Here is a 16,824-nt window from a genome sequence, read left to right on the forward strand (position 1 = left end):
ACTGATTGGCCCGAAACAAACGTAGGAGCGAGCAAAGCTCGCGATGCGCCGCGCGGGCGGCGCTCGATCTCACAGGCGCTGAAAACCTGTCGCCATACACCTGTCAGCCCAAAAGCAATTCACCTCAGCCCCCTGATTTCCCACCACTTGTTCGAAGTTGTAACACCGCTTCCTCCCCCAATTGCCTCCTTACTGAACACTCGTTTAGCATGAGCCTCACCTCTCACAGCAATCACAATAATCCGAGGCCCCACATGACCGCTCCGTCGTCCCTAATCACCCAGGTTGAAGCCGGCGTTGCCTGGATCACCCTGAACCGCCCCGAGCAGCGCAACGCGCTGGACATCCCCACCCTGAAAACCCTGCACGCCACCCTCGAGGCCTACAACACCGACCCCGCCGTGCGCGTGGTCGTCCTGACCGGCACTGGCCGCAGCTTCTGCGCCGGCGCCGACCTCGCCGAATGGGCCGAAGCCGAAGCCCGTGGTGCACTGGAAACCTACGGCTGGACCGAAACCGCACACGCCCTGATGCACTGCCTGCACAACCTGGACAAGCCCACCGTCGCCGCCATCAACGGCACCGCCGTCGGCGCCGGCATGGACCTGTCGCTGTGCTGTGACCTGCGCCTGGCCGCCCAGTCGGCCCGGTTCAAGGCCGGCTATACCAGCATGGCCTACTCGCCGGATGCCGGCGCCAGCTGGCACCTGCCACGGCTGATCGGCAGCGAGCAGGCCAAGCGCCTGCTGTTCCTTGACGAACTGTGGGGCGCCGAACGCGCACTGGCGGCTGGCCTGGTCGGTGACGTGGTTGCCGACGACCAGCTGCCGGCCGCCACCGCCGAACTGGCGGCGCGCCTGGCCCAAGGGCCGACGTTCGCCTATGCCCAGACCAAGCGCCTGATGCGCGAAGGCGCTTCGCGCAGCCTGGCCGAGCAGCTCACTGCAGAACTGGCCGCCGGCCTGCTCTGCGGGCGCAGCGAGGACGGCGCCGAGGCCCTGCGCGCGGCCACGGAAAAACGCGCGCCCCGCTTCAGCGGCAAGTAAGCACTCACTCATTCCCCGGTTACCCAGGAACAGGCCATGAATTTCCAACTGACCCAAGAACAAGAAATGTTGGTGGATGCCGTACGCAGTTTTGTCGCCAAGGAGCTGTTGCCCCATGAAGAAGCCGTGGACCGTGCCGATGAGGTGTCCCCGGAGCTTGCCGCACAGATCCGTGGCAAGGCCATCGCCGCTGGCTTCTATGCCTTCAACATGCCCGAGGAAGTCGGTGGCGGTGGTCTCGACTACTTGTCCCAGGCCTTGATCGAGCGCGAACTGTCGAAGGTTTCCTGGGCGCTGCATGTGTTCGTCGCCCGGCCTTCGAAGATCCTCATGGCCTGCACCGGCCAGCAGGTCGAGGACTACCTGCTGCCGTGCATCCGTGGCGAGAAGACCGACTGCTTCGCCCTGACCGAACCGGGCGCCGGCTCCGACGCGAACTCGATCAAGACCCGCGCCGTGCGTGAAGGCGATGATTTCGTGATCAATGGCAGCAAGCACTTCATCAGCCATGCCGGGCACGCTGATTTCGCCATCGTCTTTGCCGTCACCGACACCTATGAGCATAACGGCCGCAAGCGTAACGCCGTCACCGCCTTCCTGGTCGACCGGGGCACCCCGGGCATGACCATCCGCCGTGGCCCCAAATGCGTGAGCAACCGGGGCTACCACACCTACGAGCTGTTCTTCGACGACTGCAAGGTACCGGCCGCCAAGGTGCTCGGTGAAGTCGGCAAGGGCTGGGACGTGGCCAACGCCTGGCTGACCGCAGGCCGGGTCATGGTCGCCGCCAACTGCGTCGGCCAGGCCCAGCGCGCGTTGGACGTGTCGCTGCAATGGGCCGCCGACCGCAAGCAGTTCGGCCAGCCGATCGGCACCTACCAGGGCGTGTCGTTCAAGCTCGCCGACATGGCCACGCAGATCCGCGCCGCCGAACTGCTGACCCTGCACACCGCCTGGAAGATGGACCAGGGCAGCATGACCGACGGCGAGGCGGGCATGGCCAAGCTGTTCGCCAGCGAAGTGCTCGGCAAGGTCGCCGACGAGGCGGTGCAGATCTACGGCGGCATGGGCCTGATGGACGAGGGGCCGGTCGAGCGGATCTGGCGCAACGCACGCATTGAGCGGATCTGGGAAGGCACCTCGGAAATCCAGCGGCACATCATCTCGCGCGAACTGCTGCGCCCACTGCTGCGCTGACCGGAGCCTCACCATGTCGCAAGCCATTCGTGACAACCTCAAACGCCTGCTGGCCCCCCGGCACCTGGCATTCGTCGGCGGGCGCAGCATGGCCCGCGCGCTCAAGCGCTGCGCCGACGGCGGCTACCCAGGCCAGATGTGGCTGGTCAACCCGCAACACGACAGCATCGACGCTGTGCCCTGCGTACGCAGCGTGGCCGAGCTGCCCTGCGCGCCGGATGCGGTGTTCATCGCCACCAACCGCGAACTGACCCTGGCCTGTGTCGCCGAGCTCGCCGCCAAGGGTGCGGGCGGGGCGATCTGTTATGCCTCGGGCTTTGCCGAAAGCGGCGCCGAGGGCCAGGCACTGCAGCAGCAACTGCTCGAAGCCGCCGGCCACATGGCGCTGCTCGGGCCCAACTGCTACGGCCTGCTCGACTACCTGCACAGTGCCGCCCTGTGGCCGGTGGCCCACGGTGGCAAGGCGGTGGAGCAGGGCGTGGCGGTACTGACCCAGAGCGGCAACTTCGCCTACAACCTGTCGATGAGCGACCGTTCGCTGCCGGTGGCCTACATGGCCTCGGTCGGCAACCAGGCGCAACTGGGCATCGCCGAGCTGATGGACGTGCTGCTCGATGAGCCACGGGTCACTGCCATCGGCCTGCACCTGGAAGGCCTGAAGAATGTGCCGGGCTTTGCCCGCGCCGCGCACAAGGCGCTGGAGAAGGGCATCCCGATCGTCGCGCTGAAGACCGGCGTGTCGCAGATCGGCGCCGAGCTGGCGCTGAGCCACACCAGTTCGCTGTCTGGCTCCGATGCCCTGTACGACAGCCTGTTCGAGCGCCTGGGGGTGATCCGTGTCAGCGGCCCGGTGAGTTTCGTCGAAACCCTCAAGGCGGCGGCCTGCGGCAACCTGCCCAAGGGCCCCAGCCTGATCGCGCTGGCCTGCTCGGGCGGTGATGCCGGGCTGATCGCCGACTACAGCGAAAGCAACCAGCTGAGCCTGCCGGCACTTGGCGCCAGCCAGGTCGAAGCACTGGCCCAGGTGCTGCCGGCTTATGCCAACCTGGTCAACCCGCTGGACTTCACCACGGCGATCTGGGGCGACGGCCCGGCCAAGGCGCGCATGCTCGACAGCGCCCTGCGCAGCGACGCCGATGCGGCGATGCTGGTGCTCGATTACCCCGCCGAACTCACCGGCGAGCGCAAGGAATGCGACCTGCTGCTGGAGCTGTACTGCGCGGCGCTCAAGCGCCATGGCAAGGCCGGCTTCGTCACCTCGGCCTTCCCCGAGCTGTTGCCGGCCAGTGCCCGTGAATGCCTGCACGCGGCCGGTGTGCCGGCGCTGCAAGGGGTGGAGGATGGCCTGGCGGCCTGGGGCCGGGTGGCCCGTTACGCACAACAGCGCCCGGCGTTGCTGGCAATGGGTGAGTCGGCGCTGGTACCGCTGTGCCCGCAGCCGCTTGCCGGGGACAATCGCCTGCTCAACGAGTGGGAGTCCAAGCAAGCCCTGCGCGGCTTCGGCCTGCCCATTCCGAATGGCGTGCTGAGCAGCCCAGAGAACGCCTTGGCCGATGCCGCCAAGGTGGGCTTCCCGCTGGTGCTCAAGGCCGTCAGCGCGCAGTTGCCGCACAAGACCGAAGCCGGCGCGGTGGCACTGAACCTGGCCGACGAAGCGGCGCTCAGCCATGCGCTTGGGCAGATGCGCGCACGCATTGCCGCTTACGCGCCGGGTGTCGCCTTCGACCAGGTGCTGCTCGAACCCATGGCCGCTGCGCCGCTGGCCGAGCTGATCGTTGGCATCAAGCGCCAGGCGGATTTCGGCCTGGCGCTGGTGATCGGTGCCGGGGGTGTTTTGGTCGAGCTGCTCAAGGACAGCCAGAGCCTGCTGCTGCCAACCACCGATGGCGCCATCCGCAAAGCCGTACTGGGCCTGCGCAGCGCTGCCTTGCTGCAGGGCTTTCGCGGCAAACCGGCGGCCGACCTGGAGGCACTGGTCGCCGCCATCCGCGCGGTAGCCGACTACGCCTGCGAAAACGCCAGCCAGCTGCTGGAGCTGGATGTGAACCCATTGATGGTCGGTGCCAGCGGCACCACAGCGGTCGATGCCTTGATCCGCCTCGGCCTGGTGTAAGGACATGAACATGACGAACCAAACACTCACAGGCGGCCAGGCGCTGGTGCGCCTGCTGGCCAACTACGGCGTCGATACCGTCTTTGGCATCCCCGGCGTGCACACCCTGGAGCTGTACCGCGGCCTGCCCGGCAGCGGCATTCGCCACGTGCTCACCCGGCACGAGCAGGGCGCCGGTTTCATGGCCGACGGCTATGCCCGGGTCAGCGGCAAGCCCGGCGTCTGCTTTGTCATCACCGGCCCCGGTGTGACCAACGCGGCCACCGCCATTGGCCAGGCCTACGCCGACTCGATTCCGTTGCTGATGATCTCCAGCGTCAACCACACCGCCAGCCTGGGCAAAGGCTGGGGCTGCCTGCACGAGACCCAGGACCAGCGCGCCATGACCGCGCCGATCACCGCCTTCTCGGCCGTGGCGCTGAAGGCCGAGGACCTGCCGGAGCTGATCGCCCGCGCCTATGCCGTGTTCGACAGCGAGCGCCCGCGCCCGGTGCACATCTCGGTGCCGCTGGACGTGCTGGCCGCGCCTGTGGCGCGGGACTGGAGCAATGACGTGGTACGTCGCCCCGGGCGTGGCCCGGCCAGCCTCGACAGCCTGCAACAGGCGGCCGCCAGGCTGGCGGCAGCGAAGCGCCCGATGATCATCGCCGGCGGTGGCGCCCTGCAGGCCGGCGCCGAGCTGCAGCAGTTGAGCACACGCCTGGCGGCGCCCCTGTTCACCAGTGTCGCCGGCAAGGGCCTGGCGCCACTGGACTCGCCGCTCAACGCCGGCTCCAGCCTGTGCGTGGAGCCGGGCTGGGCGCTTATCGCCGAGGCCGACGTAGTGCTGGCGGTCGGTACCGAAATGGCTGACACCGACTTCTGGCGCGAGCGCCTGCCACTGACCGGCGAGCTGCTGCGGGTGGATATCGACCCGCGCAAGTTCAACGACTTCTATCCCTGCGCGCTGGCGTTGCACGGTGATGCCCGGCAGACCCTGGCGGGGTTGCTCGAACAGCTGCCGGACGGCGTGCGCGACGCCACCCAGGCCAGCGCCGCCGTGGCCCGCCTGCGCGATGCCGTGCAGGCGAGCCTGGGGCCCTTGCAGGCGCTTCACCAGGCGATCCTGCAGCGGGTCGCGGCCGAGCTGCCGGACAACGCCTTCATCAGCACCGACATGACCCAACTGGCCTACACCGGCAATTACCTGTTCAGCAGCAGGGCGCCGCGCAGCTGGCTGCACCCCACCGGCTACGGCACCCTCGGTTATGGCCTGCCCGCAGGTATCGGCGCCATGTTCGCCACTGCCGAGCGCCCAGGCCTGGTGCTGGTCGGCGACGGCGGCTTCCTCTACACGGCGCAGGAACTGGCGACCGCGGTCGAGGAGCTGGACCGCCCGCTGGTGGTGCTGCTGTGGAACAACGACGCGCTGGGGCAGATCCGCGACGACATGCTCGACCTGAACATCGAGCCCATCGGCGTACTGCCGCGCAACCCGGACTTCGCCGGCCTGGCCCGTGCCTTCGGTTGCACGGTCGCACAGCCGCAGAGCCTGGACGAACTGCAACGCGACCTGCGCGGCGGCTTTGCCCGCAACGGCGTGACCCTGATCGAGCTCAAGCACGCCTGCGCGCGCTGAGCCCACCCCGCACAACAGGACAACCAGCCATGCGATTTTCCTCTTTGACCCAACGGATCGCCGGCGACGGCGCCGCCGCCTGGGAGATCCACTACCGCGCCCTGGCCATGCTCGAACAGGGCCGCGACGTGCTGCTGCTTTCCGTCGGCGACCCGGACTTCGACACCCCGGCGCCGATCGTCCAGGCCGCCGTGGCCAGCCTCGAAGCCGGCAATACCCATTACGCCGATGTGCGCGGCAAGCGCAACCTGCGCGAGGCCATTGCCCGGCGCCATCAGCAGCGCAGCGGCCAGGCGGTCAGCGCCGACCAGGTGACAGTGCTGGCGGGGGCGCAGTGCGCGCTGTTCTGCGTGGCGCAATGCGTGCTGGAGCCGGGTGATGAAGTGATCGTCGCCGAGCCGATGTATGTCACCTATGAGGCAGTGTTCGGTGCCTGCGGTGCCACGGTGGTGCCGGTTCCGGTGCGCCCGGAGCATGGCTTTCGCGTGCAGCCCGAAGACGTCGCCGCACGCATTACCTCGCGCACCCGTGCCCTGGCGCTGAACAGCCCGCACAACCCCTCCGGTGCCAGCCTGCCGCGCAGCACCTGGGAGGCCCTGGCCGAACTGTGCATCGGCCATGACCTGTGGCTGATCAGTGACGAGGTGTACAGCGAACTGCTGTTCGAGGGCGAGCACATCAGCCCGGCCAGCCTGCCGGGCATGGCCGAGCGCACGGCGACCCTGAACAGCCTGTCCAAGTCCCATGCCATGACCGGCTGGCGAGTCGGCTGGGTAGTTGGCTCGCCGGCGCTGTCCGGGCACCTGGAAAACCTGGCGCTGTGCATGCTGTATGGCTCGCCCGATTTCATCCAGGATGCGGCGGTGGCCGCGCTGGAGCAGCCATTGCCAGAACTCGACGGCATGCGCGAAGCCTACCGCCGGCGCCGTGACCTGGTGTGTGCACGCCTTGCAGGCTGCCCAGGCCTGCGGGCACTCAAACCCGATGGCGGTATGTTCGTGATGGTCGATATCCGCGAGACCGGGCTCAGCGCGCAGGCATTCGCCAACCGCCTGCTCGACCTGCACGGGGTGTCGGTGCTGGCCGGTGAGGCGTTCGGCCCGAGCGCGGCCGGGCATATCCGCCTGGGCCTGGTGCTCGATACCCAGGCCCTGGGCGAAGCCTGCCGGCGCATTGCCCTGTGCGCCAGCGAACTGATGGAGGCGCAAGGCAATGCGTGAATACAGCCGTCTGTTCATCGATGGCCGCTGGCAGCAACCGGCGGGGCAGGGCATGGCCGAGGTGATCGACCCGGCCAGCGAGGCGGTGGTCGGCAAGGTGCCGCTGGGTAACGAAGCAGATGTCGAGCGGGCGGTGAGTGCCGCGCGCAATGCCTTCGCCGACTGGTCGCGAACGCCGTCCAGCGTGCGCGCCGGGTTCATTCGCGCCCTGGCGCAGCAGCTCAAGGCGCGGGCCGACGAGATGGCTGCGCTGATTACCCGCGAGCTGGGCATGCCGGTGCAGTGGTGCCGGCCGGTGCAGGTCGACGGGCCCATCGTTGGTCTTGAGCAGTACATCGAACTGGCCGGCCTGATGGATGAGGTGCGCGAAGTCGGCAACTCGCTGGTGTACCGCGAGGCCGTGGGCGTGTGCGCGTTCATCAACCCCTGGAACTACCCGTTGCACCAGTTGATCGGCAAGCTTGCGCCTGCCTTGGCCGCAGGCTGCACGGTGGTGGTCAAGCCGAGCCAGGAGACCCCGCTGCATGCCTTCCTGCTGGCTGAAATGATCGAGGCCATCGGGTTGCCGGCCGGGGTGTTCAACCTGGTCAGCGGGCCGGGGGCGAAGGTCGGTGAGGCACTGGCACTGCACCCACAGGTAGACATGGTCTCGTTCACCGGGTCCACCAGCGCGGGCGTGCGGGTCGCTCAGGCGGCGGCACCGTCGGTGAAGCGGGTGTGCCTGGAGCTGGGCGGCAAGTCGCCGCTGCTGATCACCGCCGACGCCCCGCTCGACGCGGCGGTGCGCCATGGCGTGCAGGATGTGATGATCAACTCGGGGCAGACCTGCACGGCACTGACGCGCATGCTGTTGCCGGCCTCGCGTTATGCCCAGGCCCTGGAGATCGCCGTGGACGAGGCCCGTGGCCTGGTCATGGGCGACCCGCAAGACCCGCGCAGCTTCCTTGGGCCGATGTGCTCGGCCGGGCAGCGGCGCACGGTGCAGGAATACATTCGGGTTGGCCAGGAAGAGGGCGCGCGGCTGCTGTGTGGCGGTGCGAGCGCGCCGGGCTTCGAGCGTGGGTTCTATGTGCCACCAACGCTTTTTGCCGACGTCGACAACCGCATGCGCATTGCCCAGGAAGAAATCTTCGGGCCGGTGCTGTGCCTGATTCCCTATGCCGACGAGGCCGAAGGCATTGCCCTGGCCAATGACTCGCCGTTCGGGCTGTCCAGCGCGGTGTGGGCCGGTAGCCGCGACAAAGCGCTGCAACTGGGCCGCCAGCTGCGCGCGGGGCAGTGTTTCGTCAATGGTGGGGCGTTCAACTACCAGGCACCGTTTGGCGGCTACAAGCAGTCGGGCAATGGGCGTGAGTGGGGTGAGGAAGGGCTGAACGAGTTTGTCGAGGTGAAGGCCATTCAGCTCTGAAGGGCGAAAGAGCAACTGTCTTGCTCAATTTCTGAAAGCGGGCGCGATTCACCCTGTGGGAGCCGCGCTTGCCGGCGATGGGCCGCGAAGCGGCCCCACGATTTCAAGGTTGTTGCATAAATTGCCGGGGCCGCTTCGCGCCCCATCGCCGGCAAGCGCGGCTCCCACTGGGACCGCGCCAGCTCTCGGAAACTGGCGTTCAGGCCGTGCGGGTGTGTTCCTTCGGCGTATCGAACGCCACGAACAGCTGATCCGCCGTGATCGCCCCCAGGTCCAGGCGCATGTTCTGCTCCAGCATCGCGAACAGCCGGGTGAACACCTCGTACACCTTGCAGTGGTCCTCGAGCCCGGCAAACGGGTTGTCGATCTTCTCGGCGATCAGCGAGCTTTCCTGCACGGCGTCATACACCTCGCGCAGGGTGATTTCCTGCGGCGCGCGGGCCAGTGTCACGCCGCCCTGGGCGCCGCGATACGAGGTCAGGATGTTGGCCTTGACCATCTGCGACACCATCGAGCGCACGCGGGTCGGGTGTACCTTGACCCATTTGGCGATGGTTTCGGTGCGCAGCTTCTGCGGGGCATTGGCCGCCACGAACGAAAGGATGTACGAGGCGGTGATGAGTCGGGTCGACTGGCTCATGGGGCAAAGGCTCCCTGCGAAAACGTCAATGTTACACCACTGAAAAAGCCCGGTATCGGGCGCTGGAAATCAGCTTGTCCTGCCGCTAATGTATTTGTTACGGTAACAATTACAAATTGTAAACAGCTTCTACGCAATCCGCTTTGACCGAACAACAAATACTTGCGGTTCAACAGGGGCAAATGCCATGAGCGATAACAACAAGAACAATCCTCACGCCATTCCGGGCGGCGGCCTGCCGCGCCGGGACTTCCTCAAGTACAGCGCGGCCGCTGCGGCCATGGCCGGGGCGTTTTCCCTCGGCCTGCCGCTGCGCGGCCTTGCCGACGAGGCCACGCCAAAGCCGGGCGGCACCTTGCGCCTGGGGCTGGCCGGGGGCAGCACCACCGACTCCAAGGACCCCGGTTCGTGGGTCGACACCTTCACCTTCATCGGCTTCTCGGCGGTGTACAACACACTCACCGAAATTGCCGTGGACGGCACCGCCATCCCCGAGCTGGCCGAGCACTGGGCGTCGAGCCCCGACGCCAGGGTCTGGACCTTCACCCTGCGCCAGGGCGTGACCTTCCACAACGGCAAGACCCTGAGCGCCGACGATGTGGTGGCCTCGATCCAGCATCACCTGGGCGAGAAATCCACCTCCGCAGCCAAGACCGTACTGGGCGATGTGGCCAAGGTGTACGCCAGCGCCCCCGACACCGTGGTGTTCGAGCTGCACTCGGGCAACGCCGACTTCGCCTACGTGGTCGCCGACTACCACCTGGTGATCATGCCCGCCAAGGACGGCCTGGCCGACTGGCAGGCCGGCATCGGCACTGGCGGTTACCGCATCAAGGGCTTCGAGCCGGGCGTGCGCATGGACCTGGAGCGCAGCCCCGACTACTGGAAGCCGGGCAGGGCGCACTTCGCCAGCGCCGAGCTGATCGCCATCGCCGACGGCGCCGCGCGGGTCAACGCCCTGGTGACCGGCAAGGTCGATGTGATCAACAAGGTCGACCTCAAGACCGTGTCCTTGCTCAAGCGCAACCCGAAACTGGTGATCGAGGAAACCAAGGGCGCCCAGCACTACACCTTCCCGATGCTCACCGACAGCCAGCAGTTCCGTGACAACAACGTGCGCATGGCCCTCAAGCACGCGATCAACCGCGAGACCCTGCTGGCCTCGGTGCTGTATGGCTACGGCCAGGTCGGCAACGACCACCCGTTGCAGCCGGCCAACCGCTTCATCAACCCGGCGCTGGAGCAGCGCGTCTATGACCCGGACAAGGCGCGCTTCTACCTGCGCCAGGCCGGCATGGACAGCCTCAAGGTGCGCCTGCAGGCGTCCGATGCCGCCTACAGCGGCGCGGTGGATGCCTCGGTGCTGTTCAAGGAGCAGGCGCGCGTGGCCGGGATCGACATCGACGTGGTGCGCGAGCCTGCCGATGGTTTCTTCACCAATGTGTGGATGAAGCAGCCGTTCACCACTTCGTTCTGGTACTCCAGCCTCACCGCCGACCGCATGTTCAGCATCGGCTACGCCAAGGGCGCGGCATGGAACGAGACCCACTGGGACAACCCGCGCTTCAACCAGCTGCTCAACGCCGCCCGTGGCGAGATGAACGAGCCCCTGCGCCGCGAGATGTACAACGAAATGCAGGCGCTGTGCCGCGATGACGGCGGGGCGATCGTGCCGTTGTTCGCCAGTTCCGTCGCCGCCCGTTCCAGCCGCGTGGCCCATGGCCCGCTCACGGCGCCCTATGGCGAGCTGGATGGCCTGCGGGTGATCGAGCGCTGGTGGCAGGCCTGAGCCGGCCATGTTGCGCAAGGCTCAACCCTGCAACCAGCCGAGGCATCCAGTCCAGGCCTCCATTCGAGGAGTTTTACGGTGAATAATCTTGGCAAACTGCTAGTGCAGCGGCTGGCCCTGGGCCTGTTGTCGCTGTTTGCGGTCTCGGTGGTGATCTTCCTGGCAGTGAGCATGCTGCCAGGCGACATCGCCCAGGCCATGCTCGGCCAGTCGGCCACCCCGCAAACCGTGGCCGCCTTGCGTGCCCAGCTGGGGCTGGACCTGTCACCCGTGCAGCGTTTCGTCCAGTGGGCGTGGCGCCTGTTGCACGGTGATCTGGGGGTATCGCTGGCCAACCAGCGGCCGATCGTCGAACTGGTGGGCACGCGGCTGGGCAACACCTTCAGCCTGGCCCTGCTGGCGGCGCTGTTCTCGGTGCCGACGGCCTTGCTGCTGGGCATGCTCGCGGCGTTGTATCGCAACAGCTGGTTCGACCGGCTGCTCAATACCGCTGCGCTGAGCGCGGTGTCGTTCCCCGAGTTCTTCGTCGCCTACCTGCTGATCCTGGTGTTCGCGGTGAAGCTCGAATGGCTGCCGGGCATCTCCAGCCTGCCTGCGGATGCCTCGCTGGGCGAGGTGCTGGAAGTCTCGGTGCTGCCGGTGGCGACCCTGAGCCTGGTGGTGATCGCGCAGATGATGCGCATGACCCGTGCCTCGCTGATCAACCTGCTGGCCAGCCCCTATATCGAAATGGCCCGGCTCAAGGGCGTGTCGCCGGCGCGGGTGATCTTCAGGCACGCCTTGCCCAATGCCCTGGCGCCGATCGTCAACGTGGTGGCGCTGAACCTGGCGTACCTGGTGGTGGGCGTGGTGGTGGTGGAGGTGGTGTTCGTCTACCCGGGGCTCGGCCAGTTGCTGGTGGACTCGGTGGCCAAGCGCGACATCCCGGTGGTGCAAGCCTGCAGCCTGATCTTTGCCGGCACCTACATCCTGCTCAATACCGGCGCCGACGTGCTGTCGATCGCCAGCAACCCACGCCTGATGCATCCGAAGGGGTAGACCATGAGTCTGATCACACCTGTGCTGCGTGCGCCCCTGAGCGCCAAGTTCGGCTTGCTGGTGATTGTTGCCTACACCGTGGTGGCGCTGTTTGCGCCACTGCTGGCGCCGTACGGCGAAACCCAGGTGGTGGGCGAGGGCTTCGCGCCTTGGAGCCCGCAGTTCCTGCTGGGCACCGACAACCTTGGCCGCGACACCTTCAGCCGCCTGCTGTTCGGCGCCCGCAACACCTTGGGCATCGCCTTCCTGACCACCAGCCTGGCCTTCCTGCTGGGCGGCCTGTGCGGGCTGGTCGCGGCCATCAAGGGCGGCTGGATCGACCAGGGCCTGTCGCGCCTGGTGGACATCCTGATGGCCATCCCGCAACTGATCTTCGCCTTGCTGATCCTCAGTGTGGTCGGCACCACGGCCACTTCGCTGGTGCTGGTGATCGCCCTGCTCGACGCCACGCGGGTGTTCCGCCTGTCGCGGGCAGTGGCAATGAACGTGGTGGTGCAGGACTTCGTCGAGGCCGCGCGGCTGCGCGGGGAGGGGCTGTGGTGGCTGGTCAGCCGGGAAGTGCTGCCCAATGCTGCGGCGCCGCTGATTGCCGAATTCGGCCTGCGCTTCTGTTTTGTCTTCCTGTTCATCAGCGCCTTGTCGTTCCTTGGCCTGGGCATCCAGCCGCCGACCGCCGACTGGGGCAGCATGGTGCGCGACAACGCGGTGCTGATCACCTTCGGTGACATCAGCCCGCTGCTTCCGGCCCTGGCGGTGGCGTTGATCACGGTGAGCGTGAACTTCGTCGTCGACTGGGTGCTGCACCTGTCCAGTGGCCTGAAGGAGTGCTGAACATGAACCCTGATACGTTGCTGGAAATCCGTGACCTGCGCATCGAGGGCCACCACGACGGCGCCTGGCACCCGCTGATCAAGGGCATCGACCTGACCCTCAAGCGCGGCGAGGTGCTAGGCCTGATCGGCGAGTCGGGTGCCGGCAAGTCGACCCTGGGCCTGGCCGCGATGGGCTACGTGCGCGACGGTTGCCGGATCAGCGGCGGCAGCGTTTGCTTCGATGGCATCCCGTTGCTCGATTGCAGCGCCGAAACCCTGCGCAAGCTGCGCGGGCTGCGCATCGCCTACGTGGCGCAGAGCGCTGCCGCCTCGTTCAACCCGGCGCACCGGCTGATCGACCAGCACGTGGAGACCGCGGTGATCAATGGCGGCATCGAGCGCGCCAAGGCCGAGGCCGAGGCGGTGGAGCTGTACCGCATCCTGCGCCTGCCCGACCCCGAACACATCGGCCAGCGCTACCCGCACCAGCTGTCGGGTGGCCAGTTGCAGCGGGTGATGACGGCCATGGCCATGGCCTGCCACCCGGACCTGATCATCTTCGACGAACCGACCACGGCGCTGGATGTCACCACCCAGATCGAGGTGCTGGCTGCGATCCGTGACGCGGTGAAGACCTTCGGCAGCGCCGCGCTGTACATCAGCCACGACCTGGCGGTGGTGGCGCAGATGGCCGACCGCATCATGGTGCTGCGCCACGGCAGCCTGGTGGAAGAGGCGCAGACCCGCAGCATGCTCAGTGCCCCGCAGCAGGCCTACACCCAGTCGCTGTGGGCGGTGCGCAATTTCCACACCGCGGCCAAGGCCTGCCCGCGCCATGAACAGCCTTTGCTGGAAGTACGCAATGCCGATGCCCGCTATGGCCAGCAGCCGGTGCTGCACGATGTGTCGCTGAAGCTCTATCGCGGCCAGACCCTGGCGGTGATCGGCGAGTCGGGCAGCGGCAAGAGCACCACGGCGCGGTTGATCAGCGGCCTGCTGCCGCCAACCTCGGGCCAGGTGCTGTATGACGGTGAGGCCTTGCCGGCCGACTACCGCCAGCGCAGCAAGGAGCAGTTGCGGCGCATCCAGATGATCTACCAGATCCCTGACACCGCGCTCAACCCAAGGCAGCGCATCGTCGACATCATCGGCCGGCCGCTGAGCTTCTACCTGGGGCTCAAGGGCAAGGCGCTGCGCGAGCGGGTCGCCGAGCTGTTGCGGATGATCGACCTGGAGCCGGCCAAGTACATGGATCGCCTGCCACGGGAGCTGTCGGGCGGGCAGAAGCAGCGGATCTGCATCGCCCGTGCCTTGGCCGCCGAACCGCAGCTGATCATCTGCGACGAAGTGACCTCGGCGCTCGACCAACTGGTGGCCGAGGGCGTGCTCAAGCTGCTCGACCGCATCCAGCGCGAGCTGGGCGTGGCCTACCTGTTCATCACCCACGACGTGGCCACAGTGCGCGCCATCGCCGACGAAGTGCTGGTGATGCAACGCGGGCGGGTGGTCGACCATGGCAGCCGCGAGGCGATCTTCCAGCCGCCGCACCGTGACTACACCGGGCTGCTGTTCGCCTGCGAGCCCGAGATGGACCCTGACTGGCTCGACCGTCTGCTGGCCGCGCGCAACCCCATTTCCCCTTTGACAACTGTTTGAGGATTGCCCATGAAAGTCCTGATCGTTCACGCTCACCCCGAGCCTCAATCCTTCACCGCCGCACTGCGTGACCAGGCGGCACAGACCTTCCGCGCCCAGGGCCATGAGGTGCAGGTCAGCGACTTGTACGCCATGGGCTGGAACCCGGTGGCCAGCGCCGACGACTTCAGCCACCGGGAAAACCCCGACTACCTGGTGTACGCGCTGGAGCAGCGCCTGGGGGTGAAGAGCGGTTCCATCGCCCCCGACATCCAGCAAGAGCTGGACAAGCTGCTGTGGGCGGACCTGCTGGTGCTCAACTTCCCGATCTTCTGGTTCTCGGCACCGGCCATGCTCAAGGGCTGGATCGACCGGGTGCTGGTGTCCGGGGTGTGCTATGGCGGCAAGCGTTTCTACGACCAGGGCGGCCTGGCCGGCAAGCGCGCGCTGGTGACCGTGACCCTGGGCGGGCGAGAGCACATGTTCGGCGAAGGGGCGATCCACGGGCCGCTGCAAGACATGCTGCGGCCGATCCTGCGCGGGACCCTGGCCTATGTCGGCTTCGAGGTGCTGGAGCCGTTCGTGGCGTGGCATGTGCCGTACATCAGCGATGAGGCGCGTCAGGCGTTCCTGCACAGTTACGCGCAACGCCTTCAGCACCTGTCGGATGACCTGCCGCTGAGCTTCCCACGCCTGGACCAGTTCGATGAGGCGCTGTATCCACTGCCTCGCTGATCATAGGGCAGCTTGGATTGTCGGGGCCGCAAAGCGGCCCCGGGGTTCTCGAGCACTCACGCCTTGTCTGCCTTGCCCGCCGCTGCAGCGAACTTGGCCAACCGAACATCCAGCCGGCGAGGGTGCCGGCCAAGGTCCTCGGCCCGCTCTTTGCGGCGAATGGCATTGCGCACCATCAAGGACCCCAGATAACGGATGGGTTCCGGTGGGAAATGCCCGAGCGGGCCATTGAGCAATGGCGAGCGTGTCCAGGGGTTATCCAGCCCCAGCACCAGCGACGACAAGATCTGCCCGCCCATGTGACAGGGGCCTACACCGCTTCCGGAATAACCGAAGCCATAGAAGATATTGCGATTGGCGCCCATGCGGCCGAAGAACGGCAAACCGGTGACCGAGCGATCCGAAGGGCCGTTCCAGCTTGCCGCGATATCGACGCCAGTGAATGCCGGGAAGAACCTTTCCAGCGCACCGCGCAGCAGGTTCGCATAGGGTGATGGCTGGTCGAATACCGGCAGCATGCGCCCGCCGAAGGCGAAGGTATTGCCGCCTTTGCCCAGCATGATTCGCCCGTCGGGTGTGTTGTGGTAGTAGTGCACGAAGATGCGTGAGTCGAGCACGGTCACGCCGCTGGTCAGGCCGATGCGCTGCAGCAGGTCCGGCCGCGGTTCGGTAATGATCATGTCGCTCGAGACAATGGCCACCGAACGCGAGAACTGTGGAAAGGTCCGGGCCATCCAGGCGTTGATCGCCAGCACCACCTTGCTGCACGTGACTTTGCCGTGGGGTGTGATGACCGAGGCTGGCTGCCCTTCGTCCAGGCCGACCATCGGCGAGCCTTCATGAATGCGCACGCCCAGCCCCAGCGCCACACGGCGCAGGCCACGCACCAGCTTGGCCGGTTGCACGCTGGCCGCTGCGGGCGAGTACCAGCCTTCCAGGTGTTGGGCCGAGCCCGCCATCCGTTGCACGTCGGTGAGCGGGCGTTTGCTGAAGGTGTTGATGCCATGGCGCTCCAGCGCCGCGACCACCGCGTCGGTGGAGCCGACCTGAGCCTGGCTGGTCGAGGTATACAGCGTGCCGTCGAGGCGGTAGTCGGCATCCACGCCGTACTTTCTGCAGAAGTCGCCGATCGCGTAGATGCTCTGCTCCGACGCCTTGACCAGGCGCACGGCCTCTTCGAGCCCGAACAGACGCTCCAGGGTAAAGAACTTCGCCGACCACGACAGCGCGCAACCGCCGTTGCGCCCACTGGCGCCCGCGCCGCAGATGTCCGCTTCGACGATGAGCACATCGAGCTCGGGGTTCTGCTCCTTGAGCATGATGGCGGTCCACAGGCCGGTGTAGCCGCCGCCGACGATGCAGACATCGGCGCGGGTGTTCTGCCGCAGGGGCGGGCAGGGTTCATCGGGCTGATTTTTCAGGGCTTGTTCCAGCCAGAAAGGGCGCATCGTGCTTCTCCAGAAAGGGACCGAAAAGGGCACCAAGCAACGCGTGCCCTGTGCCACGCATCCTTGCAGTGCCCTCTTCATAAATAAAATCGATTTAACGTATGCATATATAAGTTCAGTCTATT

Annotated in this window: 13 protein-coding genes; 11 read left to right on the plus strand and 2 right to left on the minus strand. The window is 66.7% G+C overall.

The genetic code is table 11. From position 1 onward, the window contains the following. Window positions 1-254 precede the first annotated feature (254 nt). Genes OCX61_RS11385 through OCX61_RS11410 form a run of 6 tightly spaced genes read left to right on the plus strand, consistent with a single transcriptional unit; the run spans window position 255 to window position 8,602 of the window. Window positions 255-1,046, plus strand: coding sequence for an enoyl-CoA hydratase/isomerase family protein (locus OCX61_RS11385; protein WP_261943884.1), 792 nt, complete (start codon window positions 255-257; stop codon window positions 1,044-1,046). A gap of 36 nt (window positions 1,047-1,082) precedes the next feature. Further along, window positions 1,083-2,243, plus strand: coding sequence for an acyl-CoA dehydrogenase family protein (locus OCX61_RS11390; protein WP_261943885.1), 1,161 nt, complete (start codon window positions 1,083-1,085; stop codon window positions 2,241-2,243). Between the two features lie 13 nt (window positions 2,244-2,256). Continuing rightward, entirely contained in the window at window positions 2,257-4,356 is a 2,100-nt protein-coding gene (locus tag OCX61_RS11395; protein ID WP_261943886.1) for an acetate--CoA ligase family protein, read from the plus strand. A 10-nt stretch (window positions 4,357-4,366) separates the two neighbouring features. Continuing rightward, the gene (locus OCX61_RS11400) at window positions 4,367-5,974 is read left to right on the plus strand and encodes a 5-guanidino-2-oxopentanoate decarboxylase (protein ID WP_261943887.1); all 1,608 of its coding nucleotides are present in this window, start codon (window positions 4,367-4,369) and stop codon (window positions 5,972-5,974) included. Window positions 5,975-6,003: 29 nt separating this feature from the next. Then, window positions 6,004-7,194 (plus strand): pyridoxal phosphate-dependent aminotransferase, encoded by a 1,191-nt coding sequence (locus OCX61_RS11405; protein ID WP_261943888.1) that lies wholly within the window; start codon window positions 6,004-6,006, stop codon window positions 7,192-7,194. Next, window positions 7,187-8,602: an aldehyde dehydrogenase family protein gene (locus OCX61_RS11410; RefSeq protein ID WP_261943889.1), complete on the plus strand. Its 1,416-nt coding sequence runs from the start codon at window positions 7,187-7,189 to the stop codon at window positions 8,600-8,602. Before OCX61_RS11405 ends, OCX61_RS11410 begins: the two co-directional genes overlap by 8 nt. 199 nt (window positions 8,603-8,801) lie before the next feature. On the opposite strand, the gene OCX61_RS11415 is transcribed toward OCX61_RS11410, so the two are convergent. Beyond that, the gene (locus OCX61_RS11415; RefSeq protein WP_261943890.1) at window positions 8,802-9,242 is read right to left on the minus strand and encodes an RrF2 family transcriptional regulator; all 441 of its coding nucleotides are present in this window, start codon (window positions 9,240-9,242) and stop codon (window positions 8,802-8,804) included. 187 nt (window positions 9,243-9,429) lie between these two features. Here OCX61_RS11415 and OCX61_RS11420 point away from each other — a divergent pair, with 187 nt between their 5' ends. The 5 genes from OCX61_RS11420 to OCX61_RS11440 all read left to right on the plus strand — a co-directional run bounded on the left by OCX61_RS11420 (window position 9,430) and on the right by OCX61_RS11440 (window position 15,251). After that, a complete protein-coding gene (locus OCX61_RS11420; protein WP_261943891.1) occupies window positions 9,430-11,031 on the plus strand; it encodes an ABC transporter substrate-binding protein in 1,602 nt (533 codons plus the stop codon). A gap of 78 nt (window positions 11,032-11,109) precedes the next feature. Then, window positions 11,110-12,069, plus strand: coding sequence for an ABC transporter permease (locus OCX61_RS11425; protein WP_261943892.1), 960 nt, complete (start codon window positions 11,110-11,112; stop codon window positions 12,067-12,069). A gap of 3 nt (window positions 12,070-12,072) precedes the next feature. Beyond that, window positions 12,073-12,900 carry an ABC transporter permease gene (locus tag OCX61_RS11430; protein ID WP_261943893.1) on the plus strand — a complete coding sequence of 276 codons (828 nt, stop codon included), beginning with the start codon at window positions 12,073-12,075 and terminating at the stop codon, window positions 12,898-12,900. Window positions 12,901-12,902: 2 nt separating this feature from the next. Continuing rightward, complete coding sequence (locus OCX61_RS11435; protein ID WP_261943894.1) at window positions 12,903-14,537, plus strand: ABC transporter ATP-binding protein; 1,635 nt, start codon at window positions 12,903-12,905, stop codon at window positions 14,535-14,537. 9 nt (window positions 14,538-14,546) lie between these two features. Continuing rightward, window positions 14,547-15,251 (plus strand): NAD(P)H-dependent oxidoreductase, encoded by a 705-nt coding sequence (locus OCX61_RS11440; RefSeq protein ID WP_261943895.1) that lies wholly within the window; start codon window positions 14,547-14,549, stop codon window positions 15,249-15,251. A gap of 56 nt (window positions 15,252-15,307) precedes the next feature. On the opposite strand, the gene OCX61_RS11445 is transcribed toward OCX61_RS11440, so the two are convergent. Continuing rightward, window positions 15,308-16,699, minus strand: coding sequence for an FAD-dependent oxidoreductase (locus OCX61_RS11445; protein WP_261943896.1), 1,392 nt, complete (start codon window positions 16,697-16,699; stop codon window positions 15,308-15,310). Window positions 16,700-16,824: the final 125 nt, after the last annotated feature.

This window comes from Pseudomonas sp. LRP2-20, assembly GCF_024349685.1.
In the GTDB taxonomy this organism is placed as follows: Bacteria; Pseudomonadota; Gammaproteobacteria; order Pseudomonadales; family Pseudomonadaceae; genus Aquipseudomonas.